A 23,058-nucleotide genomic window follows, 5' to 3' on the forward strand; every position below is an offset into this window, starting at 1 on the left:
GTTTTAACACGATGGAACAAGCTCTCGATGACTCTTTCATCTCCGCCAGAGCCGACGCGCGATCTCGAGGTTCTGCAGAACGACCTTTGCGATGCGCTTCTGACGCCGAAAAGTCGCGCCGAGATGCGGTGCCTACTCCAGGATCTGTGCACGCCCGCCGAGATCCGCACGCTCTCGGAACGGTGGCATGTGGCGCGTCTGCTGGACGGCACTGACCTGCCGTATCGCGACATCCACGAAGCGACGGGAGTCAGCACGACGACTGTGGTCCGCGTCGGACGGTTTCTGCGCCACGAGCCGCACCAAGGCTATCGGCGGGCAATCGACGCAATGAGGCCGAACGGTGTTAGCTGATCGTTCTCGTCTGCACATCGCGCTTCAGAAATCCGGGCGTCTCGCCGACGCGAGCCGCGAACTGCTTCGCGACGCCGGCTTTCGCATCCAATCGGGCAAGAACAGCCTGACAGCCCGCGTCGAGAACTTTCCAGCGGAGCTGATGTTCGTCCGCGACGACGACATCCCGACTTTCGTCAGCGACGGAGTCTGCGAATTCGGGATCGTTGGTCAGAACGTGTTGGAGGAATTCGCCTTGGGCGAGCCCGATCAGCGCTATGAAGTGCTTGCCGAACTGGGCTTTGGCCGTTGCAGCCTCCGTCTCGCTGCTCCCGAGAACCTACGTTTCGACGGGCCGCAATCACTAGCCGGCACGCGGATCGCCACGTCCTATCCGCGGCTGCTCACCCGGTATCTGAAAGAGCAGGGTATCGAAGCGACGGTCGTGAAAATGAACGGCGCGGTCGAATTGGCGCCGCGGCTGCAGATCGCCAGTTTCATTTGCGACCTGGTTTCGACCGGTGCGACCCTGGAAGCAAATGGGCTGAAGCCGGTCGGGACAGTGCTGGAAAGCCAGTCGCTCCTGATCCGTACGAAGAGGCCGCTCGACGAGGCGCGCGAAGCGATCTCTGCAGGCTTGCTGAGCCGGATTGATGGCGTGCTGGCGACCAAGGAATCCAAGTACATAATGCTCAACGCGACCGAGGACGCGCTGAAGCAGATCACCCAGCTCCTGCCGGGCGCAGAAGCGCCGACCATCGTGCCGCTGCATGGTCGACCAGGGCACTTCGCGGTCCACGCGGTCTGCCAGGAATCGGTGTTCTGGGAAACGTTGCAGAAGCTCAAGGGCGCGGGCGCTTCGGCAATCCTCGTCGTCCCGATTGAAAAGATGATGATGTGAGAACGCTCAGGTGGAACACATTGAGCGAGGCGGAGCGAGCCGCGGCCCTGGCTCGCCCGCAGCAGCGCATGGACGCGACGCTGCGCTCCAGCGTGGCCGGCATCGTCGAGGAGGTGCGCGTCGGCGGCTGGGATGCGCTGCGCGCCGCCGCTCGTCGCATCGATGGCGCCGAGCCATTGCTTTTCAAAGTCGCTCCGGCAGCGGCCAAGGCCAGGCAGTGGGCGTCCCGGATCAAGTCGCCGCGATCGAACTTGCCGCCCGCAACATCCGCACGTTTCACGAGGCGAGCCTGCCTCGCGACGTTGCTGTCGAGACCGCACCCGGCCTGACCGTACGCAAGGTCTGGCGACCAATCGACCGTGTCGGACTCTACGTGCCCGGCGGCAACACGCCACTTTTCTCGACCCTTCTGATGCTCGGCATCCCCGCGCAGGTCGCAGGGGTCGGCGAGATCGTTGCCGTCACACCGCCATGCTCCGGCGGCAGCCTCGACTCGTTCATCGCGCTCGCCGCCGAATTATGCGGCATCGAGAGTATCTGGACCGTCGGTGGCGCGCAGGGGATCGCAGCGCTGGCGTTCGGCGCTGGCGGCATCCCGAAGGTCGACAAGATCTGCGGACCGGGCAGCGCGTGGGTTGCGGAAGCGAAGCGGCTGGTCGCCAGCCTGCCGGGCGGACCGGCCATCGACATGCCTGCGGGGCCGAGCGAACTGCTGGTCATTGCCGACGAAAGTGCAGATCCGCGCATCGTGGCCGCCGACCTGCTTAGCCAGGCCGAGCATGACGCCGGCGCTCAAGTCATCTTGGTTACACCGTCCGAACAGCTCGCCGAGACCGTTGCGCAAGCCGTTGAAGTGCAGCTCGTCGACTTGCCACGGTCCGACATTGCCCGTGCGTCGCTGGCATCGGCGCGGCTGATCCTCGTCGCGGACCTCGAGGAAAGCGTCGCGATCGCCAACCTCTATGCTCCCGAGCATCTGTCGCTTGCCGTCGAAAATGCCGACTCCCTCGTTCCAGCCGTTCGAAATGCCGGCGCCGTTTTCGCAGGCCTACTCGCGGCAGAGACGTTCGGCGACTATATCGCGGGCTCCAGCCATGTCCTGCCGACTGACGGCGCAGCGCGCGCTTGGGGCGGCGTCTCAGCCTACACCTTCCTCAAGGCGATGAGCGTGCAGACAGTTAGTCCGGAGGCCGCCCGCCGCATCGCCGCCCCCGCTGCGGCACTGGCTCGGCTCGAGCAGCTCGAAGCCCACGCTCGCGCCGCCGACGCGCGGCTGGAGCTGGTGCGATGAGCATCCTCGCCCAACGCCTCGCCCGGCCTGAGATCGTGGCGCTCGAACCCTTCGACATCGCCGCGCAGGCAAACGGCTCGTTCACCCCGGACGCTATCAAGTTGGACGCCAACGAGAATCCTTTTCCGCCCTTGTCCGAGGGTCCGCTCGCGGCGGGCCTCAACCGCTATCCGGAGCCGCAGCCTGAGCGGCTGACGCGCGCCATGTCAGCACTCTACGGCGTCGAGCCGGCGAATGTCGTCGTCACTCGCGGCGCGGACGATGCGATCGACATGCTGGTGCGCGCCTTTTGCCGGCCGGGCCAGGACGCCGTGGCCATCCCCAAGCCGACTTTCTCGGCTTATTCGCACTTTGCCCGTGTGCAGGGTGCCCGTATCGTCCACGTGCCGCTTAGCGAAAACTTCGGCTTCGACGCCGATGCTTACCTGGAGGTGCTGAAGGGCGAGCCGAACCTGAAGCTGGCCTTCATCTGCTCGCCGAACAACCCGACCGGGAACGAGGTCGACCCGGCACTGGTGCTTCGCGTCGCCGACGCGCTGCCGAACACGATCATCGTGCTCGACGAGGCGTATCTCGAATTCTCCGAGACAGCGAGCCTCGCCGCCAACGCGAGCTCGCGAGACAATCTCGTCGTGCTGCGGACTCTATCAAAGGCGTTCGGCCTCGCCGGTGCGCGCATCGGCTGCGCGATCGGGAACCCCGACTTGATCGGTCTCGCCGCTCGGGCCTTGCCGCCATACCCACTGCCGAGCTTGTCGATCGAAGCGGCAATGGCAGCCCTCGCGCCATCGCGCCGGCCCATCCACGAGCAGCGAATTGCGCGCATCAAGGCCGACCGCGAACGGCTCGTGCCGCTGCTGGAGCAATCGGCCATCGTTAAGTCGGTGCGCAGCGGCGGGGGCAATTTTCTCTTCCTCGAAGTCCACGATCCGGCAGCGCTCGCAGCTAAACTGCGCGGTCTCGGTATCCGTGTTCGCTTTCGGCCATATGCAGCGCCTGGCGGGGTGCGCCTCACCATCGGAACCGAACAGGAAAATGCTGCGGCCTTGGCGGCCTTCGGCGTGCCCGGCAGTGACGAGAAGGTGCGCCGCGCCGAGATCGTCCGGGAGACCAGGGAAACAAAGATCGCGGTCGCCCTCGACCTGGAGCGGGCGGAGCCGCGGATCATCGCGACCGGAATTCCGTTCTACGACCACATGCTGGACCAGGTCGCCGCGCATGCCGGTTTCAGCCTCGTGCTCAGTTGCGATGGCGATCTCGACATCGACGGCCATCACAGCATCGAGGACTGCGCCATCGCCGTGGGCACGGCGCTCGGGCGCGCGCTCGGCGATAAGCGCGGCATTGGCCGCTTCGGCTTCGCTTTACCGATGGACGAGACTGAAGCACAGGTCCTGATCGACCTGTCCGGCCGTCCGTTCAGCCGTTTCGAAGGCGAGTTCGAGACCAGCCACATCGGCGAATATCCGACCGAGATGACGCCTCACGTCTTCCGCTCCCTTGCCGACGGCCTCGGTGCCGCGGTCCACGTCCGCGTCCAGGGCGAGAATGACCACCACAAGACAGAGGCCTGTTTCAAGGCATTCGGCCGCGCGCTCCGCCAAGCCGTCCGTCGAGAGGGTGATGCGCTGCCAAGCACCAAGGGCATGCTGTGAAGCTGGCCATCGTCGATCTCGGTTGCGGCAATATCGGATCCGTGCGGCTGGCGTTTAGACGCTTTGGACTTAGTCCATTTGTCACTGCCGATCCGGAGCAACTCGCTGCCGCTGACAAGGTCGTCCTGCCCGGTGTAGGGGCCGCCGGCTTCGCGATGGAACGGATTCAAGCGCTCGGCCTGCGCGAGCCGCTGCGATCGCTGAAGCAACCGGCGCTCGGCATCTGCCTTGGCATGCAACTGCTGTTCGACCGCAGTGAGGAAGAAGATGTCGACTGCCTCGGCATCATCCCCGGTGCCGTCCGCGCGCTGGAGCCAGAACCGGAGCGCCCGGTGCCGCACATGGGCTGGAGCCGTGTTCATGTTGGGAACCAGGACCTCGGCCTGCGCTCCGGCGACTATGTCTATTTCGCGCACAGCTATGCGTGTGACGACGGGCCGGCGACCGTGGCGCGCGCCGACTATGGTCGGCCAATCCCTGCAGTGGTTCGAACGGGCAACTGGTTGGGTGCGCAATTTCACCCCGAGCGGTCCGGCGAGGCGGGCGCGCGGTTTCTTCAAAGCTTCCTGCAGTGACTGCACCACCGCAATGATCATCTACCCGGCAATGGACCTAATGGGCGAACGCATCGTGCGTTTGCAGCAGGGCAAATTCGACGATGCCACCACCTATTCGGACGAGCCCTCGAGGCGCTGCAGCGCTTCGCGGAGGCTGGCGCCGAATGGACGCACATTGTTGACCTCGACGGAGCCCGGATGCGCGAGCCGGTCCAGCATGAGCTGATCGCTGCACTTGCACGGATGTCATCGTTGCGACTGCAGGTCGGCGGTGGCTTCCGCACCCGCGATCAGGTTGCGCGCATGCTGGACGCCGGCATTGCTCGCGTAGTCATTGGCAGCCTTGCCGTCCGCGAGCCAGACACCGTCCGAAGGTGGATCGGCGAGTTTGGCGCCGACCGGATCACCTTGTCGCTGGACGTCAACGTGGTGGATGGTGTGCCGGTCGTCGCCATCTCCGGCTGGACCGAGGACACGGGCACCAGCCTGTGGAAAGTGGTGGCCGAATATCCTGAGGCGCGGCACCTTTTGCTCACCGACATCGGCCAGGACGGCATGCTAGCCGGTCCGAACTTCGAGCTGCTCGAAGACGCCGTCGAGCGTCTGGCGCCCCTGAATATCCAGGCTTCGGGCGGCGTCTCCTCGCTTGCTGATCTGGAACGTCTAACGACCGACGGCGCGATCGTCGGTAAGGCTCTTTGGGAGGGCCGCATCCGGCTCGAGGAGGCTCTCCGCCTTGTCCGCACGTAGGATCATCCCTTGCCTCGACGTAAAGTATGGGCGCGTGGTTAAAGGTGTCCAGTTCCGGGACCATCGCGACGCCGGCGACATTGTCGAGCAGGCGATGCGGTATCGCGACGAGGGCGCGGACGAGCTCGTATTCTACGACATCACGGCCAGCGCCGAGGGTCGTAGTGTCGACCTCGCATGGGTGCGCAAGGTCGCAGAGACCATCGACATCCCTTTCGCAGTCGCGGGCGGTCTGTGCAGCCGCGACAAAGCGGCTGCTTGCCTCGACTGCGGCGCCGACAAGGTGTCGATCAACTCGCCCGCGTTGGAACGGCCCGGTCTTATCGGGGAGCTGGCGCGCGAATTCGGCAGCCAGTGCGTTGTGCTCGGCGTCGACAGCTTTGAAGCGAACGGCGACTACTGGGTGAAGCAATATACCGGCAGCCCCGACGCGACCCGCGACACCGGACGGCGGACGCTCGATTGGGTGCGCGAAGCGTGCGACCGAGGCGCGGGCGAAGTCGTCTTGAACTGCATGCGACGCGACGGCGTCCGCACCGGTTACGACATCCCGCACACCGCCGCCGTCGTCAAAGCCATCACAGTCCCGGTGATCGCCTCTGGCGGGGCAGGAGCGCCAGAGCACTTCCGCCATGCCTTCGAGATCGGCGCTAGCGGAGCTCTCGCGGCCACCGTCTTTCACGAGCGGATCATCGGCATTCCCAAGCTGAAGGAGTTCCTCGTATCATGCGGGATCGAAATGCGCCTCTGACCGCGGCGGACATCGGCGGTCTCGCGTGGGACAAGATGGATGGACTGCTGCCCGCCGCCATCCAGCATCGCGCCTCAGGCCGCATGCTGATGCTCGGTTACATGGACGTTGACGCGCTCGGCGCCACACTCGAAAGCGGTTTCGTCACCTTCTTCAGCCGGTCGAAACAGAGGCTCTGGATGAAGGGCGAAACGGGCGGCAATCGGTTGCGCCTGGGATCAGTGTTCGCGGACTGCGACGATGATGCGTTGCTGGTCATTGCCGAGCCAGAAGGTCCAACTTGCCACCTCGGCACGCGCAGCTGCTTCGGGGAGCAAATCCTGACAGGACCCGGTTGGCTGGCGGACTTGTCGTCCATAGTCGCAGACCGCGCTGCTTCGGGCGGACAATCAAGCTATTCGCGGCAGTTGCTCGACAGCGGCGTTGAGCGGATTGCTCAAAAAGTGGGCGAGGAAGGCGTGGAGCTGGCGCTGGCGGCAGTCACGCGAGACTCATCCGGATGCGCTGAAGAAGGCGCCGACCTGCTCTACCATCTCGCCGTGCTTTTGCAGGCCCGGGATATGAGTTGGGAAGACCTAATCACCGTCCTTCGGCGGCGGCACGGATGAAGCTGCAGCGCGCATGATTTCGACTGCAGCTTCGTATAGCTCACGGGTCGCTGCCGCGATGACCTGGCCGGCACTGAAGTCAGTGCCTCCCGACCAATCTCCAAATACACCTGTAGCGCCGCGCACCACGGGAATCAGAGCGTGATAGTCGTGAGGCTTGAGCCCACACTCGACGACCAGGTCGATCGTGCCTGATGCCAGGCGCGCATAAGCATAAGCGTCATGACCGAAGCGCGTTATAGGTACGGAGCCGTAGAGGGTCTTGAAAGCCGCGGCCGCATCTCCATCAAACAGGAACGGGTCCGTCGTCGCGAGGCGCGCCTCGCCTAATTCCCTGACATTGCTCACGCGAAGCGACGTTCGCGCTCCGGCTACTTCTTTCCAACTCGAGTCAAGGCAACCTACATAAAGCTCATCGAGGTATGGGGCATCGATAACCCCATAATTGGATGACCGTTCTCCATGAGGGCGATCAAGGTTGTCCAAGTTGGAAGACCGCTAATGAAGGAACGCGTCCCGTCGATGGGATCAAGGCTCCACTGATAGACGCTTGTTCCCGCCCGATCATCAAATTCCTCGCCCAAAATACCGTGGTCCGGAAAGGCTTCGACAATGAGCTCGCGCATTGCACGCTCGGCTCCCCGATCCGCATTCGAAACTGGATCGAAAGGCCGCCGGGGTTCTTGTTCTCCAATCCGAGAGTGGTGGACAGGTCTCGCAGTGTCTCGCGCCTGGCGGCTACAGAAAGCTCACACGCGAAGGCGAAAAAATCCGGCATCCGCCCAACCTAGCGCTCTCATGTCCGCTTTTCACCAAAAGCTTGCCTTAACCTTAGTGTCCGCTTTCGACCCACTCCGGACACTAAAGGCCGGCCTCGACCGCGAGCCGGATTGCCTCCGCCGATGTGGCCACGCCTAGCCTCTTGAGCAGATGCGCACGGTGCATTTGAACTGTCTTCTCGCTGATTTTCAGATCCCAAGCGATCTGCTTGCTCAATAACCCCGAGCCATTTTTGCAAGAATCTGTCGCTGACGGACTGACAGCGTTGAAACTCGACGAGCGGCATCGCTTTCCCGAGCGGTGAGCCCGCTCCTTTCCTTTGCGCCGAGATCGACCTGCGAACCCAGAAACCATCTCAGTTTTCCGTTCGCGTCGAACAGGGGCGTGATCATCACACCGTTGCGGAACGGAGTCCTGTCCCTTCGGTAGTTGATTACCTCTACAAGCGCCGGTCGCTCTTGCTCGATAGCCGACCTGATCTCGGCAGAGGCTGCCGGGTCTGTCGCGCGCCCAGTCAGAAAGCGACAGTTTCGGCCAAGGATTTCAGACTTCCGATAGCCCGTGAGTGCGCAGAATGCCGCATTAGCAAGCTGGATGGGATTATCGGGATGAGTGGGATCTGTGATCAGCATCGCGACCGGGCTAAGTTCGATCATTTCGAAGAACCGTCTTCGCTCAATGGGCTCTTCAGCGAGATCCATCATAGCGGTGTAGACAGCACCGGCTTCCTCGTGGCGCTGGTTCTCTCCGATCATCATCTCCCGCCCCTGATCTCAGTCGCGCAATCCAGCTTCTGTTCGGAGGCCCCGGACCCCTTCTGTAAGTAAGAGACCCTAGGGTAACTCCCGTATTCCGGCTCGTCCAACACGGCGGCAGAATTCAAGCGAGAGCGTGCCCTCGGTCTAGCCATAAACGGCGAGTGCATCTCTCATCCCCAGGCTCGGCTCTCATCCCCCTCCAAACGAAGAGAGCCGAGCCAAGACGGTCGGGTGGAATTGCCCACTCAGTTGGGTTCGGAGTCGACGGATGGATGTCCCCGGTTTGCGCTACCGATTGTTGGCAACCCGATGCCGCAAGTCGGCCGAGCTTGCGTTAAAGCCAGAAGACCGGTCAGCACTGCTCCGAATGGCTGAAGGCTACGAGCAGCGAGCTTTGGCGACCGAACGCGAATGGGAGCGTCGAACGCTTTCTGAGAACCAGGTTGAGTCCCTAGCTGACGGCTAACGGCGCAAGTCGCCCCTTTCGATAGCACTTTGCCAAAGTCCGCTTTCCACCCTTTCTGGACATTAGTAACGGCGCTCAAGTTCAAGCTCTAGCCTTTCACTCGGGGCACCCTAGACATATTATGTATACGTGAGCTCTGGCCGAACCCTCTACGACAAGATTTGGGATGGACATGCGGTCGCTCCGTTGAGCGGGGATGACTGGCTGCTCTACATCGACCGGCACCTCATTCACGAAGTAACCAGTCCACAGGCGTTTGCTGGCCTCAAGCAAGCAAGTCGGCAGGTGCGCCGGCCGGAACTCACCCTTGCCGTCGCAGATCATAATGTGCCGACGATAAGACGGAAGCTTGGGGTCGCCGGCATTGCCGATCGGGAAAGCCGTGCCCAGGTCGAGGCGCTGGAACGGAACGTCATCGAGTTCGGCATACCCTACGTCCCGCTGATCCACCGGCAGCAGGGGATTGTGCATGTGATCGGGCCTGAGCTCGGATTTACTTTGCCAGGCATGACCGTTGTGTGCGGCGATAGCCACACGTCAACTCATGGTGCGTTCGGAGCGCTGGCGTTCGGCATCGGTACCAGCGAAGTCGAGCACGTATTTGCGACCCAGACGCTGGTGCAGTCGCACGCGAAGAACATGCGCATTCAGGTGAACGGCGCGCTCGGCACCGGAGTGACAGCGAAGGATCTCATTCTCGCGATTATCGGCCAAATCGGCACGGCGGGAGCGACTGGCCACGTCGTTGAATATTGCGGCGAAGCAATTGCGCGACTGGACATGGCGGGGCGCATGACGGTCTGTAACATGTCGATAGAAGCGGGCGCGCGGGCAGGCCTGATAGCGCCAGACGAGAAGACCTTTGAATGGCTGAAGGGACGGCCGCTGGTGCCCCAAGGCGAGGCATTTGTAGAGGCTTGCAGTCGTTGGCGGCGGCTTCGAAGCGATCCCGATGCCCGGTTCGATCGCGAGGTCGTGATCGAGGGCCCGGAAATTGCTCCAATGGTCAGCTGGGGAACCAGCCCGGAGGCCGTCACGGCTATCGACGGCCGTGTACCAGACCCGAAGGAGGCATCCGATGCTGGGCGTCGCGCGCAAATTGCTCGAATGCTTGATTATATGGACCTTCGGCCCGGCCAGCCGCTGGCTGGAATTCCGATCGATCAGGTCTTTATCGGAAGCTGCACCAACGCCCGTATCGAGGACCTGCGCGCGGCGGCGGCGATTGCGCGTGAAGGGCACGTCTCGCCGGGAGTGCGAGCGCTCGTGGTGCCCGGTTCGGGAATGGTGAAGCAGGCTGCCGAGGCTGAAGGACTCGACCAGATATTCCTCGATGCGGGATTCGACTGGCGCGACGCCGGGTGCTCGATGTGTCTGGGGATGAACGAGGACCGGCTGAACCCGGGCCAGCGCTGCGCGTCGACTTCGAACCGCAATTTCGAGGGGCGGCAAGGTCCGGGTGGCCGCACACATCTGATGTCGCCGGCCATGGCCGCCGCGGCTGCGATCGCGGGCAAGATCGTCGACGTTAGGACATTCGGCGTATGACCCGTTCACACTTGTGACCGGCGTCGCGGCACCGCTTCCGATCGCGAATGTCGACACGGACCAGATTGTGCCGGGGCGTTTCCTCAAGGGAACGACCCGAGACGGCCTCGGCAAGGTGCTGTTGGCGCCATTGCGATACGACCCTGACGGCCGCGAGCAACAGGACTTCATTCTCAACCGGGAGCCATGGAGGCAGGCGAAAATCCTGGTGACGCTCGACAATTTCGGATGCGGCTCGAGTCGCGAGCATGCAGCTTGGGCCTTGGCCGACTTTGGCATCCGAACTGTACTCGCTCCGAGCTTTGCCGATATCTTCTACAATAATGCGTTCAAGAACGGGCTGCTTCCAGCGAAGCTTGAGGCCGGTGCGGTTGAGAGGTTGCTGGCGCTCGCGGGCAACCCCGCCACCTGCCTGCTCAAGGTCGATCTCGAGGCTGGAGAGGTCACCGCCGCAACTGGTGAAACATTCCCGTTCGACGTCCCCGCCGAGAAGCGCGAGGCATTGCTCTCGGGCCTGGACGAGATCGGACGGTCGCTGAAGCTCGAGCCGGCGATCGCCGAGTTCGAGACACGTCATCTCCCTGGAGTTCCGCCCATCCCGAATGGGAAGTTCTGAGCGCGCGCCTTCGTTAGAAGCTTGCGCCGACCTCCACGCCGAATTGACGGCGGCCGCCCGGTGAAATGAACGAGCCGCCGAACTCGATCGCTGGGATGACTTCGTTGAGATATTTCTTGTCCGTCACGTTGTCGACGAACGCGATCACTCTCCAGTTCTTGCCCTCGAGCCCGCCGCGGAGGTTGAGAACGCCGAACCGGTCGCGCCGGTTCACGTCGTAGCGGGCGTTTCCGACGAACCCGGGCAGTCCCAACGCGCTGATCGGAAGGAGTGCTGAGAAGAGGGTAGGGCGCTCGTCACCCTGAACCGTGTGGAACCAGGTTGGTCCGGTCAACCTGTAGTCCGCTCGTGCGACCAGGCTCGCAAAGCCGATGGGCTGCGTGACCTGGGTCCCGAGGTTCAGCGTGTAATCTGCCGTATAGGGAGACTTGTTGCCGACCGTGTACGGGCGCGAGCTGTTCTTCTTGATCTTGCTATCGGTCACGTTGAACGAGCCGAACAATGTCCAGCCGCGAAGCGGCCGCACGTTGACGTTAAGTTCAGCGCCCTTGATGTCGACCCGGTCGATGTTGCTGACCACTCGCAGCAGACCGAAACTGCCGACGAAGAATTCGAAAAACTGCATGTCGGTGACGCGCGTGTAATATCCCGCGAGATCGTAAGTAACCGCGCCGTCCAGGAACCCGCCCTTGATGCCGGCTTCGAAGGCGCTTGATCGTTCCTTGCGATAACGGTCTTCGATGGTGACGTCCGCGTCGATGGTTCCGGGCGTCACGCCGTCATTGAAGCTGGCATCGATGGTCGCTTTGGACCCGCTGTTGTTGAAGCCGCCGGCTTTGAAGCCGATGCCCCAGTTTGCATAGATGTTGGTCGACGGCACCGGCCGGTAGCTGACGCTGATCTTGGGCTGGAACTGTCGGAACGTCTTCTTTTGATCCTCAATCGGGCCGAATGCCTGGCCCGGATTCAGCGGACCGCCAGTGATTGGATCGGTCACGAATGGTACCCGGTTCGAGACCTTGCGCGCCTCCACGTCGTATCGCGCCGCCACTCCAATCTTCAATTTCTCGGTAGCTGCCCAGTCGACCGAGCCGAAGCCGGCGTAGACGTTGGTGTTGAATTTGTCGGCATAAAGCTGCGACGTCGGGTTGGTCGAGCTTGGATCGTTGTAGAGATTCTGAATCACGCCACTGCCTAGATCTGCGGCGAGGCTGACGCCGACTAGCCGACTGATCCGGAGATAGTAGGCGCCGACCTGCCAGTTCAGCGGGCCGCCCGTGTCCGACGCAAGACGGACCTCGGCGCTCCAGTCCTTTTGATTGCGAACTTGGTACTGCGTCCCGTCGCACGTGGTCGGCGAATACGCGCCGAACGTAGAGCCGTTGGCCGGCGCGAAAATGAAGGGAACCGGAATAGCGCCAATGAACGCCGGCTGGTTTAGCGGAAAGCCGGTGAGAGCCGCGGTGGACGCAAAACAGGCATTCTGAACCGCGGTGTTTGTGGGGTTTGCCGGAGCGCCTAGCGCCGGAGCAATGTAGCGGGCGAAGTCGGCCGACGTACCATCGGCGACGAGGTCCTGCTTGATGTCGGAATAGAGCGTCCAGGCAATGAGCTTGGCGGCACCAAAATCATGCTCGACCTTGACCGAGGCCTCGATCGTGCGCTGGTCATTGGACGGACGAATATTCCCGTAAAAACCGAAAGGATGGTCGTTCACGTCCTCATAGAAGGCGGGATTCACCCCAGCAAAATTGGGAAGGTGGAACGACGAATTGAAAGCAATCGAAGCGCCTTTGAGCTTGGCGTATCTAGCCTTGACGTCGATCTCCGTGTTTGGACCGAGCGCAGCGACAACGCGGCCATCCACCCATAGTTCTTCTGATTGTCGACGCAGTCACAATCGAGGAAGAAGTTATGATAGAAACCGTCGGTCTTGCGGTAGTTGGCGGAGAGCACGACGCCAACGGACTCGCTCAATGGTCCAGCAACGTAACCGCGTGCTTCGTAGGTGCTGTTCTCGGCGACGATGCCCGTGACGGCTCCTCCAAACTCCTTTCCCGGTCGGACGGTCGTCAGGACGATCGCACCGGCAGCGGCGTTGCGGCCATAGAGCGCTCCCTGAGGCCCTTTCAGGATTTCCACCTGACGGAGAGTGCCCTGCAACTCGTTAAGCTGTGCGGTGTTCGTCTTGAGAATCCCGTCAACGACCAGCGCGACCGAACTCTCGGCGTCACGCGCTCCGTTAATCCCGCGGATATTGATCTGCGTATCGCCTGCCTCGGCGGTGCCGGTAACGATGGTGACACCGGGGGTGAGTTGGACGAAGCTCTCCGCTTTCGTAATTCCGGTGCGCGCCAAAGTTTCGGCGGACAGTACAGAAATGGATGCCGGCACGTCGATCAATCGCTCGTTCTGGCGGCGGGCGGTTACGATGATTTCTTCCGGCTGCGGTTCTGCGGCAGCTGACTGTTGCGAAGGCTCCGTAGGCTGGGGCACATCCTGGGCTTGAGCTGGAATTGCCAGTGCCGATGCCGCGCAACCGACAGCCAGGTGCGTCTTCCACCATTTCTTCATCGCCGCCCTCCTCCGTTTGTGGCGCGCCTCGCGGCCGCCGCTGATGTGCACAGGGAATCGGTACTGCTTCGACTCGCCGGCCATGGACGGAGAGCCCCTTCCGCATGAGAGATGTAATGTATACAAAATGGAAGCGTCAAGCGAGTTGCTCGTCAGACCGCAGGAGCTACAAGGCAGGCAATGTCGCGCGCATCCGACCATGCATATGCCGAGATTCGAAGCCTTATCCTTTCAGGTGACGCGCCGCCCGGCTCGCCGCTAAGGGAAGAACAGTTGGCGGATCTCTGCGGCGTGTCGCGTACACCCGTCCGTGACGCACTGCGCCGTCTGGAGGCGGAGCTCTATGTCGTTCGCAGCGAGAGCCAGCGAACATTCGTCGCGGACTGGAGCCGAGAAGACGTAGAGGAAATGTTCGCGCTTCGGGCGATGCTGGAAGCGCATGCGGCCAGGCGAGCGGCCGAACGGATGACTGATGACCGGCTCGCCGAACTGCAATCGTGCAATCGGGCGATCGAAACGGCGGTTTCAAAGGCCAAGCCTGACGTGGTCGCGTTTCTCAATCGAAACCGGGAGTTTCACGGATCGATCATTGAGGGCGCTTCGTCGCCGAGGCTCCTGGCGACCTTGGCAACCTTGGTCGAGCAGCCAATCGTTCGGCGCACTGCAATGCACTACGGCCGCGAAGAGCTCGAGCAATCCGCAAGCGAGCATCGAGAGCTACTTAAGGCCTTCGCGGCCCGCGACGGAGAATGGGCTCACGCGGTGATGACCGGGCATATCCGCCGGGCCTTTCATGCCTTCACTGCCCGCAGCGATCAGGAGAGCGAAGCGAGATAGTCGCGAGCCTGCGCGGCAGTGATCACGTCGGCATATTTTGCCTGAAGGTCGAATAAGTTTGCTTCGTGAACCTTCGGATCCCTATCGCCGCAAGCGTCGGATACCACCAGAGGCGCGAATCCGTGGCAGAGGGCATCCAAGGCCGTAGCTCGCACGCAACCACTTGTGGTGAGCCCGGCAACAAGGACCGTGTCGACACCGCGGCCGTGCAATTGCTGCGCCAGGTCGGTGCCGAAGAAAGCACTCGGGAACTGCTTCGTCACGATGAGGTCCCCGTCCTTCGGAGCCAGCTCTGGCGTGAAATCCCCCAATGGATTTCCGACTTCCCAGCACGTGAGGCCAGCAATCTTGCGGCGAAACAACCGGGCTGGTTCCGCATTCCTGTCGAGCGGGTACTCGACGCGCGTGAAGACAAGAGGCACATCACGTCGGCGAGCCTCGGCGGCGAGGTCGGCGGCAACCTCCCTGCAGCGCTCGACAGGCGCCCGCAACGGAGAGCCGTCCTCGAAATAGCCGCGCGCCCAGTCAACTAGCAGGAGCGCGGGCCGGCGTCCCCTGGGAAGGCTGCCGCCAAACCCAGACGCCGCATAATCCTTCTCGAGATCGCGCCCGTGAACGCTCATCGCACCTGCATCACCGGTTTGAGACCGCTATACAAGCGCGACACTGGTTTGTATACAAAATCGGATGGAACGAGACGTCGAAGTCGTCGAGGTATCCCCGCGCGACGGCCTGCAGAACGAGCGGGTCGGCCTGTCGCTTGCGGAAAAGCTGGAGCTCATCGAACGCGCCATCGGCATCGGCGCGCGGCGCATCGAAGTCACGAGTTTCGTCAGTCCTCGTCGCGTGCCGCAAATGGCCGATGCTGAGGCGGTCGTCGCGGGCCTACCGGTCCTCAGCGACGCACGTTTCATCGGCTTGTGCTTGAACGAGCGCGGCGTCGAACGTGCGCTGGCAGCCTCCGCCGCGGCTACGCGCGGTCTCGACGAGATAGGGTGCGTTCTCGTCGCAACCGACAGCTTCGGCATCGCGAACCAAGGGCAGACTGTCGATCAGGGAATTGCAGCGAATCGCGCAATGATCGCTGCGGCCAATGCGGGCGGCCTCTCGGCACAGGTCACGATCGCGGGCAGCTTCGGCTGTCCCTACGAGGGTGAAGTCGGCGAGGATCACGTACTAGGTCTGGCCGAGACCATGGCCGAAGCGGGTGCAACCGAGATCGCATTCGCGGACACGATCGGAGTTGCGGTTCCGGCGAACGTCGGGAGGATGGTTGCAAGCGCGCGCAAGAGGCTGGGCGACCTGCCCATTCGGGTCCATCTCCACGACACGCGCGGCATGGCGCCGGCGAATTCCTGGGCGGCCTGGCAAGAAGGTTGCCGCAAGTTCGACAGCGCTCTGGGTGGACTTGGCGGCTGTCCCTTCGCCCCCAAGTCGGCCGGGAATCTCGCAACTGAAGAACTGATCTACCTGTTCGAGCGCGCCGGAATTTCAACCGGCCTCGATCTCACGAAGGCGATCGCAGCCAATCGTTGGTTATCGGAAAGGATGGGCAGATCGCTTTCCAGCCGGGTCGGCCGGGCCGGAGATTTTTCGCCTCACCCCCAAAAGCAGCAGGAGTGTGCATGAGCTATCGGCTGGGCGTGGATGTCGGTGGCACTTTCACTGACCTGCTTGTCATCGACGATACGAACGGTCGGACCTGGCGCGACAAGGTTCCTTCAACCCCGCACGACCCTTCCGAGGCAGTCGTCGCCGGGATGAAGGCCGTCTGCAGCAAAGCTGACGTCAGTCCGGAAGCAGTGAGCCTATTCCTGCACGGCACGACCGTGGCGACGAACGCGGTGCTGGAAAAAAAGATTGCCCGCGTCGGGCTAATCGTCACCGAGGGCTATCGTCACATCCTTCAAATCGCGCGAAGCCTCGTGCCGGGTGGACTTGCGGCGTGGATTGTCTGGCCGAAGCCCGAACCAATGGCGCCGCTCGAAGCGACGATCGAGGCGAAAGAGCGGATCGGCGCCAACGGAGAGATTGTTCGGCCGCTCGACGAGGCCGCCCTTCGGGCCAGCTTGGCGCGCCTGGCCGAAGAGCGAGTGGAGGCAGTGACCGTTTGCTTGATCAACAGTTACGTGAACGATGCGCACGAGCGGCGCATCGCCGAGATCGTTGCCGAAGAGCTTCCCGGTGTTCCGGTCAACGTATCTGCCGACATCCTGCCGGAAATGCAGGAATATGAGCGAGCGCTGACGACCGTGGCAAACTCCGCCGTCCGGCCAACGGTTTCCCGCTATATTGGGAACCTCCAGCGCGAGCTTCACGAATTGGGAAGCGAAGCGAAACTGAGCCTGTTGCGCTCCGACGGCGGTCTGATGAGCGCCGACAAAAGCTGCACTGCACCCGTGAACCTGTTGATGAGCGGACCAGCGGGCGGCGTGGCGGGGGCGGTTTGGGTCGCGAAGAACAGCGGCCATCGAAACGTGCTGACGTTGGACATGGGCGGAACCTCGACCGACGTGGCGCTCATTGAAGACTACCAGCCGCGGCTCAGGCGCGAGACCAGCGTCGGGCACCTTACCGTTCGGGCATCATCGCTCGATGTAAAGACCGTGGGCGCCGGCGGAGGATCGATCGCAAGCGTGCCCGAGCTCACCAAAGCGTTGCGCGTCGGTCCGCAATCAGCTGGCGCCGTGCCGGGTCCTGCAGCCTATGGCCGCGGAGGCGAGGAGCCGACCGTTACAGATGCCAATGTGGTCCTAGGCAACCTCCCGAGAACTTGCTTGGCGGAACTTTCCGCCTCGACCGCGAGGCAAGCAAGCGTGCTGTCCAGAAAATTGCTGACGCGCTCAATCTCTCGTTGATGGAGGCGGCCGCCGGTATCATTTCGATCGTCAACGAGACGATGTTTGGTGCCCTTCGCCTCGTCTCGGTGCAGCAGGGCTACGACCCGCGAGACTTCGCGCTGATGGCCTTTGGCGGCGCGGGGCCGCTGCATGGCAATGCCATGGCGATGCTGATGGGTAGCTGGCCGGTAATTATTCCCCCCTCGCCGGGCGTGCTGTGCGCCTATGGCGATGCGACCACACGACTGCGCGTCGACGCGCAGCGCAGCTTCAACAGGCTGGTCACGCAGACCAACGATTCAGAAGTGAAGGCGGTGGTCGAAGAGATCATCGCGCAAGTCACTTCGGAGCTGGAGGCGGAAGGTGTTACCGCCGCCGACCAGGAACACCGGGTTGAAATCGATCTCCGCTATTCTGGCCAGGCGTTCGAAGTTCCGCTTTCGGCGCCCGTGGGCAGTACGATTGCCGAACTGGTCGACCGTTTCGACGCAGAGCACCTTCGATTGTTCACCTTCAATCTTCCCGTGCCGCAAGAGATTGTGAACATCCGTGTCGTGGCGCTCGGGAAGGCGGCAAACGTCAGCGCGGAGCGGATTGAGAAGGGGTCCGGCAATCCGGCTTCCGCGAAGCTCTATGACCACAAGCTCTGGATGGACGGCCGCGAGCAGGACGCAATCATCTACGATCGTGCGCGTCTTCGCGCAGGCGATCGGATTGCCGGGCCAGCGATCATCACGGAGATGGACTCGACGACGCTCGTTCACTCGGGCCACCTCGCCACGGTGGACGATTTCGGGAACCTGCTGATCAATCCGGAGGGACGCTGATGCCCGCACGTATCCTGCAGAGCGACAGCGCGCCATTCGTTGCGCAAGACATCGATCCAGTCACACTCGACATCATCGAGAACGCGCTCCGCAATGCGCGGATAGAAATGGATGCGACGCTCGTCCGAACTGCCATGTCCCTGGCATCCGTGAGCAGGGTGATGCCTTTCCTCTCATTGCCGATCCCGCGGGCAAGATGATCGTCGGTCAGTTCGGGAGCTTCATCGACGGCTTCCTTCAGGCCTTCGATGGGACGATCGAAGACGGAGACATGATATTCCTCTCTGACCCGTACAGCTGCGAGGGTGCAATCAGTCATTCGAACGACTGGCTGGTGCTTCTGCCGGTTTTCAGAAATGGGCGGTTGGTCGCCTGGACTGCAATGTTTGGGCACCAGTCCGATATCGGCGGCAAGGTCGCGGGTCGATGCCGATCGATGCACGCGCCATCTTCGAGGAAGGTGTGCGCATCCCGCCGGTCAAAATCTATGCGAAGGGCGTCTACAACGAAGACTTGATCAAGCTCATAATGCACCAGACCCGAAAGCCGGACTGGTGCGCAGCCGATCTGAACGCGCTTATTGCCTCCTGCCGGGTGGCCGCCCGCCGCGTTGAGGAGATTTGCGCTCGGTTCGGCGACGACACGTACATTAGCGCAACTAAAGCGCTGCTCGACCGCAACTACCGAGCCATGAAGGCATTGATTGAAAGCAGCGTCGGCACCGACCCGGTGAGCTTCGAAGACTACGTGTGCGACGACGGCGTCGGATACGGTCCGTACAAGATAGCCTGCACCATGCACCGCGAGGGATCGAAGGTGATCCTAGACTTCGACGGCACCGATCCGCAGTCGGCCGCGTCGATCAACTTCTATCTCAACGAGAACATGTTCAAGATGTTCTTCGGTATCTACATGATCATGGTCTTCGACCCACAGATCATGTTTAACGACGGGTTCTACGACCTCATCGAAGTGCGGATACCGGAGGGATCGCTGCTGAAACCGAGGTTTCCAGCCGCGCTATCCGGGCGAACGCACGCATTGGGCCGGATCTTCGACATTCTGGGCGGCCTCCTCGGCCAACGAACGCCGGAATTCCTTTGCGCGGCGGGCTTCAGTTCCTCGCCGCACCTCATGTATTCGGGACGCGACAAAAAGGGTGACTGGTTCCAGCTTTTTCAGATTGGCTTCGGAGGCATTCCCGGCAAGCCATTCGGGGACGGTCCGGACGGCCACTCGCTGTGGCCCGGCTTCACGAACGTCCCCAACGAGTTTCTCGAGCGCTACTTCCCGCTCAGGATTGAGCGTTACGAGGCGCTGGCCGATAGCGGCGGGCCGGGAAAGTTCCGGGGGGGGAACGGCATTCTTATGAGCTATCGCTTCTTGGCGAGCGGTACGGTGTCGATCCACGACGATCGATGGTTCACATACCCGTGGGGCGTGAACGGTGGAAAACCGGGTCAACGCGCGCGCAAGATCCTTGAAAAAGCCGACGGCACCAGGGTTCCGGTCCCGAACAAGAAGGATAGCCTGACAGTCGAAGATGGCGATGTCCTTCACTTTATCACTTGGGGAGGCGGCGGTTGGGGTAACCCGCTGGAGCGCGATCCAGCGCTGGTCGCGAAGGAAGTGAGGCAAGGCCTCGTCAGTCCAGCGGGGGCGCGCCAGTATGGCGTCGTTTGCGATGCCGAAGGCTTTCTGGACGAAACTGCAACTCGAGCTCTGCGCAGCTCGATGCAAGGACAGGGCGCGAACGAGTTGTTCGACCGGGGCGGCACGATCGAAGAGCTTCGGGCACGATGCGAGAAGGAGACGGGGCTGCCGGCGCCGCTGCCACCACGCTGGGATGTAATTCCCATGGCGGCAGCATGACTCTGAGCGGCGAGAACAGGGGCCCACTCAAGGACATCCGCGTCGTTGAGATGGGGCAACTGATTGCCGGGCCTTTCTGCGGCCAACTGCTCGGCGACATGGGCGCGGATGTCATCAAGATCGAGCCGCCCTCCACGAGCAAGAGCAAGGGTGGCGACCCGATGCGCGACTGGGGTCGCGGCGACTATCCGCTTTGGTGGGAAGTCGTAGGACGAAACAAGAAGAGCGTCACAGCAAACCTTCGCGAGCCGGAGGGGCAGGATCTCGCGCGGAGGCTCATCGGCAAGGCGGACATCCTGATCGAGAACTTCCGCCCAGGCACACTCGAAAGGTGGGGCCTCGCGCCTGAGAAGCTCCATGCTGAGAATCCGCGCCTGATCATTGTCCGTGTCTCCGGCTACGGTCAGACTGGCCCCTATTCGAATCGTGCCGGCTTCGGGGGAATTGGCGAGGCAATGGGTGGCTGGCGCAACATCGTTGGGGACCCTGACCGGCCGCCAAGCCGAATGGGCGTTTCGATCGGCGATAGCCTTGCCGCGACCTACGGATGCATGGGCGCGCTAGCCGCACTCCATCACCGGGACCGAACAGGCGAAGGGCAGGTCGTCGACAGCGCATTGTACGAGGCGGTGCTGCAGGTGATGGAAAGCCTGGTCCCGGAATACGCGGCAAGCGGCTACATCCGGCGTCGCTCCGGAAGCAAACTTCCGGGCATCGCGCCATCGAACGTTTACCGCTGCAAGGACGGCGAGCTTCTGATTGGAGCAAACCAGGACAGCGTTTTCGCACGGCTGTGCAAGGCGATGGGCAAGCCCGAACTTGCGTCCGACCCGCGGTACGTCGATCATATCGCTCGCGGTCGCAACCAGGACGAACTTGATGCGCTGATCGAGGCCTGGACCTCAACGAAGTCATTGGCAGAGGTGGAAGATCTGATGATCCGGCACGCGATCCCTGCCGGGCGTGTCTATACCCCAAGGACATGCTTGAAGATCCGCACTTTGCCGCGCGCGAAGCAATTATTGAAGTGCCGCATCCTCGCTGGGGCAAGCTCAAGATGCAGAATGCATTTCCTCGGCTGTCCCGAACGCCGACGGGCGTCCGGCGCGTCGCCCCGCAGAAGATCGGACAAGACAATGCCGAAGTCTATTCCGAACTGCTGGGAATTGAGGCCGAAGAGTTGGCTGGGCTAAGGCACCGCGGCATCGTCTAAGGCCGCACCCGGTAATTCTCTCCCGCAAGATCAAAGCGCGTTCACGGACTTTCAGGCGCCGAAGCTCAAATTGATAGTGTTCAGCGCTGGCACGGACGTGTCCGCTTTCGATCCATTCCGGACATTAGCGCTCTTCTTGATAGATCAACCATCGTGCGCTGCACCAAGTTCGAGCGTTTGATAAAGGCTAATCGTCCACATGAATGTGCAGCTATATCCAAAGGCTTGAAACGAGCGCATAATCGCAGTTGTCTGGTTGATCAGGGGGTGGTGTTTTCCGGTGTCGCACTGGAGGCACGACATGCGAAAGATCCACATGCTGGTACCGGGGGCGGGAGCGACGGTCGCCCTAATTGCTTCCGGGTTCGCGATTTCGCCCGCGACGGCTACCCAGGTTCGGGAATTGCGGTGTCACCGGTCGTGAATGGTCAATTCGGCACGATCGATCAGAGCGCCGGACCGGTGGGCAATTGGAATTTTCACGTCAAATCGACCGATGCCACGGACGTCGGTTCCGACAGGCTGACCTTGCAGCCGGGTGGTTACACGGGCTGGCACAACCATCCAGCGCCGGTTTTCGTAACCGTCACCAAGGGTACCATCCAATGGTTCGATGGAGGCGATCCGATCTGTGCTTGGAAATCTTACACCGCTGGACAGTCCTTTATCGAGCCGGCCCTTCGAACTCACAACGCGCGAAATCCAACGGACCATGCTTCTGAGTTCATTGCGATTAGGCTCAATCCTACGGGCGTCCCGTTCAGAACAGACCAGTCCGAGCCCAATAATTGCCACCACGGCAAGTCGCATTAAGCTCTGAAAGATGAAGGCGTCGAACGTCGAGTGGGGTTCGACGCCTTCTTGCAAATGATCGCAAGTTTGACTGACCAAAGCCGCTTGCCCGTTACACTCCGTGCCAACTTAACTTGTCGGAAAGTTGCTTTGCCTGCTCTCTGCTTTGGAAGGCGACCTGTCCCGTCGATCTCCGGACAGGACGCTTTCGTTGACGCTAATCGAGAGGCGGGTGCCTCTAGCCTAATGTCCGCCTTCCACCCAAGGCAGACATTAGCTGAGTCCCGCCGCTAGTGGGCGATCAGGCTCATGCAGGTGACGCCGGCTTCGGCCTTCTGAAGCTCGGAGACATCGACTTCGACGACGGAGAAGCCTCGTTCGCGCAGGCGCTGTGCGGTCCGCGGATTGCCCGACGGCAGGATCAGCCGCGCGCCTACGCGGAGACAGTTTGCCGCGGCGGGCTCCAGAGGATCGACCGCAATGGGCTCGACGCCGGCGAACTGCGCGGGGTCGACGCTGGCGGCATTATAGAGAAGCACCGGGCTCCCGGTTTGATCAGGGCCTGCGAGCGTTGCTCCGGTCTTCAGGTGCAGGCAGTCCTTCAGCCGGGCCTGGACGACTTCGAAACCGAGCGGGCGAACAATATCGGTTAGCGCGGCAATGCCCGCAGCGTCGGTGCGCTTTGAAAGCCCGACATAGAGAGTCTGGTCGATCCTGAGGACATCGCCGCCGTCCACATGCCCATCGGCCACGCGATGCAGCTCGAAATGAGCGCCAAGACCCTCGGCGGTTGAGATGGTTTCGGAAGCCCTCGATGCGGCGCCAGGCCGAAGAATGACCGCGTGGTCGTCGAGCAGGAGGGCCGTGTCCTCGACGAAGGCGCCATCGGGATGGTCCGGGAGTTCGGGGAGGCGGACGATCCCGTACCCAGCCTCCTCGAGTGCCCGCTCGTAGGCGGAATGCTGACGGTCGGCCCTCGTCGGGTCGATCGGCATTCGCTCCAAGTGAGTCAGCTCACAATCGGCAAGTCTCGGGCTCACGGCCCGGGTGTACGCGCGGGGCATCAAGTAGAGCGGATACGAGGCCCAA

The 23,058-nt window shown here is 62.1% G+C and carries 20 protein-coding genes and 4 pseudogenes; 17 read left to right on the forward strand and 7 right to left on the reverse strand.

Annotation, left to right across the window (positions count from 1 at the left end; all coding sequences use genetic code 11):
- The first annotated feature begins 27 nt into the window (after window positions 1-27).
- The 8 genes from H9L14_RS04505 to hisIE all read left to right on the forward strand — a co-directional run bounded on the left by H9L14_RS04505 (window position 28) and on the right by hisIE (window position 6,846).
- A complete protein-coding gene (locus tag H9L14_RS04505; RefSeq protein ID WP_187709392.1) occupies window positions 28-354 on the forward strand; it encodes a YerC/YecD family TrpR-related protein in 327 nt (108 codons plus the stop codon).
- Complete coding sequence (gene hisG / locus H9L14_RS04510; protein ID WP_187709393.1) at window positions 344-1,234, forward strand: ATP phosphoribosyltransferase; 891 nt, start codon at window positions 344-346, stop codon at window positions 1,232-1,234. Before H9L14_RS04505 ends, hisG begins: the two co-directional genes overlap by 11 nt.
- Before the next feature lie 217 nt (window positions 1,235-1,451).
- Window positions 1,452-2,525 (forward strand): histidinol dehydrogenase, encoded by a 1,074-nt coding sequence (gene hisD / locus H9L14_RS04515; RefSeq protein WP_222949921.1) that lies wholly within the window; start codon window positions 1,452-1,454, stop codon window positions 2,523-2,525.
- The gene (gene hisC, locus H9L14_RS14970; protein ID WP_222949922.1) at window positions 2,522-4,180 is read left to right on the forward strand and encodes a histidinol-phosphate transaminase; all 1,659 of its coding nucleotides are present in this window, start codon (window positions 2,522-2,524) and stop codon (window positions 4,178-4,180) included. The genes hisD and hisC overlap by 4 nt, the downstream gene beginning before the upstream one ends.
- Window positions 4,177-4,755 carry an imidazole glycerol phosphate synthase subunit HisH gene (hisH, locus tag H9L14_RS04525; protein WP_187709394.1) on the forward strand — a complete coding sequence of 193 codons (579 nt, stop codon included), beginning with the start codon at window positions 4,177-4,179 and terminating at the stop codon, window positions 4,753-4,755. The genes hisC and hisH overlap by 4 nt, the downstream gene beginning before the upstream one ends.
- A gap of 75 nt (window positions 4,756-4,830) precedes the next feature.
- A complete protein-coding gene (locus tag H9L14_RS04530) occupies window positions 4,831-5,487 on the forward strand; it encodes a 1-(5-phosphoribosyl)-5-[(5-phosphoribosylamino)methylideneamino]imidazole-4-carboxamide isomerase (protein WP_281389480.1) in 657 nt (218 codons plus the stop codon).
- Entirely contained in the window at window positions 5,474-6,238 is a 765-nt protein-coding gene (gene hisF, locus H9L14_RS04535) for an imidazole glycerol phosphate synthase subunit HisF (protein WP_187709395.1), read from the forward strand. The genes H9L14_RS04530 and hisF overlap by 14 nt, the downstream gene beginning before the upstream one ends.
- Window positions 6,214-6,846: a bifunctional phosphoribosyl-AMP cyclohydrolase/phosphoribosyl-ATP diphosphatase HisIE gene (gene hisIE, locus H9L14_RS04540; RefSeq protein ID WP_187709396.1), complete on the forward strand. Its 633-nt coding sequence runs from the start codon at window positions 6,214-6,216 to the stop codon at window positions 6,844-6,846. Before hisF ends, hisIE begins: the two co-directional genes overlap by 25 nt.
- Here hisIE and H9L14_RS04545 read toward each other — a convergent pair.
- The 3 genes and pseudogenes from H9L14_RS04545 to H9L14_RS04555 form a co-directional block, all read right to left on the reverse strand.
- Window positions 6,814-7,472, reverse strand: a pseudogene (locus H9L14_RS04545) (inositol monophosphatase family protein). The gene hisIE and the pseudogene H9L14_RS04545 sit on opposite strands and share 33 nt — an antisense overlap.
- 235 nt (window positions 7,473-7,707) lie before the next feature.
- Window positions 7,708-7,842: a LuxR C-terminal-related transcriptional regulator gene (locus H9L14_RS16915; RefSeq protein ID WP_343070229.1), complete on the reverse strand. Its 135-nt coding sequence runs from the start codon at window positions 7,840-7,842 to the stop codon at window positions 7,708-7,710.
- Complete coding sequence (locus H9L14_RS04555) at window positions 7,839-8,384, reverse strand: PAS domain-containing protein (RefSeq protein ID WP_343070230.1); 546 nt, start codon at window positions 8,382-8,384, stop codon at window positions 7,839-7,841. The genes H9L14_RS16915 and H9L14_RS04555 overlap by 4 nt, the downstream gene beginning before the upstream one ends.
- A 595-nt stretch (window positions 8,385-8,979) precedes the next feature.
- On the opposite strand from H9L14_RS04555, the gene leuC reads away from it, so the two are divergent.
- Both leuC and leuD read left to right on the forward strand, forming a co-directional pair.
- Complete coding sequence (leuC, locus tag H9L14_RS04560; RefSeq protein WP_187709398.1) at window positions 8,980-10,398, forward strand: 3-isopropylmalate dehydratase large subunit; 1,419 nt, start codon at window positions 8,980-8,982, stop codon at window positions 10,396-10,398.
- Window positions 10,352-11,014 carry a 3-isopropylmalate dehydratase small subunit gene (gene leuD / locus H9L14_RS04565; protein ID WP_187709862.1) on the forward strand — a complete coding sequence of 221 codons (663 nt, stop codon included), beginning with the start codon at window positions 10,352-10,354 and terminating at the stop codon, window positions 11,012-11,014. Before leuC ends, leuD begins: the two co-directional genes overlap by 47 nt.
- 13 nt (window positions 11,015-11,027) lie before the next feature.
- On the opposite strand, the gene H9L14_RS04570 is transcribed toward leuD, so the two are convergent.
- Window positions 11,028-12,755, reverse strand: a complete 1,728-nt coding sequence (locus H9L14_RS04570) for a TonB-dependent receptor (RefSeq protein ID WP_343070231.1) — start codon at window positions 12,753-12,755, stop codon at window positions 11,028-11,030.
- Window positions 12,752-13,672, reverse strand: a complete 921-nt coding sequence (locus H9L14_RS16920) for a TonB-dependent receptor (protein WP_343070232.1) — start codon at window positions 13,670-13,672, stop codon at window positions 12,752-12,754. The genes H9L14_RS04570 and H9L14_RS16920 overlap by 4 nt, the downstream gene beginning before the upstream one ends.
- A gap of 96 nt (window positions 13,673-13,768) precedes the next feature.
- Here H9L14_RS16920 and H9L14_RS04575 point away from each other — a divergent pair, with 96 nt between their 5' ends.
- Window positions 13,769-14,425, forward strand: coding sequence for a GntR family transcriptional regulator (locus H9L14_RS04575; protein ID WP_187709399.1), 657 nt, complete (start codon window positions 13,769-13,771; stop codon window positions 14,423-14,425).
- On the opposite strand, the gene H9L14_RS04580 is transcribed toward H9L14_RS04575, so the two are convergent.
- Entirely contained in the window at window positions 14,404-15,048 is a 645-nt protein-coding gene (locus tag H9L14_RS04580) for an isochorismatase family protein (RefSeq protein ID WP_187709400.1), read from the reverse strand. The two genes, H9L14_RS04575 and H9L14_RS04580, sit on opposite strands and share 22 nt — an antisense overlap.
- Before the next feature lie 64 nt (window positions 15,049-15,112).
- Between H9L14_RS04580 and H9L14_RS04585 the strand changes: the two genes are divergently transcribed.
- The 6 genes and pseudogenes from H9L14_RS04585 (at window position 15,113) to H9L14_RS04605 (ending at window position 21,990) form a co-directional block, all read left to right on the forward strand.
- On the forward strand, window positions 15,113-16,054 hold the full coding sequence (locus H9L14_RS04585) for a hydroxymethylglutaryl-CoA lyase (RefSeq protein ID WP_187709401.1): 942 nt from the start codon (window positions 15,113-15,115) through the stop codon (window positions 16,052-16,054).
- Window positions 16,051-17,459 (forward strand): annotated as a pseudogene (locus H9L14_RS04590) (hydantoinase/oxoprolinase family protein); the annotation flags it as partial. The gene H9L14_RS04585 and the pseudogene H9L14_RS04590, both read left to right, overlap by 4 nt.
- The gene (locus H9L14_RS16925; RefSeq protein WP_343070276.1) at window positions 17,439-18,092 is read left to right on the forward strand and encodes a hydantoinase/oxoprolinase family protein; all 654 of its coding nucleotides are present in this window, start codon (window positions 17,439-17,441) and stop codon (window positions 18,090-18,092) included. The pseudogene H9L14_RS04590 and the gene H9L14_RS16925, both read left to right, overlap by 21 nt.
- Window positions 18,092-19,964, forward strand: a pseudogene (locus tag H9L14_RS04595) (hydantoinase B/oxoprolinase family protein). Before H9L14_RS16925 ends, H9L14_RS04595 begins: the two are co-directional and overlap by 1 nt.
- Window positions 19,892-21,177, forward strand: a pseudogene (locus tag H9L14_RS04600) (CaiB/BaiF CoA transferase family protein). The pseudogenes H9L14_RS04595 and H9L14_RS04600 overlap by 73 nt, the downstream one beginning before the upstream one ends.
- A gap of 153 nt (window positions 21,178-21,330) precedes the next feature.
- Window positions 21,331-21,990, forward strand: a complete 660-nt coding sequence (locus H9L14_RS04605; RefSeq protein ID WP_187709402.1) for a cupin domain-containing protein — start codon at window positions 21,331-21,333, stop codon at window positions 21,988-21,990.
- 269 nt (window positions 21,991-22,259) lie between these two features.
- Here H9L14_RS04605 and H9L14_RS04610 read toward each other — a convergent pair whose 3' ends face one another.
- Entirely contained in the window at window positions 22,260-22,964 is a 705-nt protein-coding gene (locus H9L14_RS04610; protein WP_222949923.1) for a dimethylarginine dimethylaminohydrolase family protein, read from the reverse strand.
- Window positions 22,965-23,058 lie beyond the last annotated feature (94 nt).

The organism is Sphingomonas sediminicola (assembly GCF_014489515.1).
Classification (GTDB): Bacteria; Pseudomonadota; Alphaproteobacteria; order Sphingomonadales; family Sphingomonadaceae; genus Sphingomicrobium; species Sphingomicrobium sediminicola.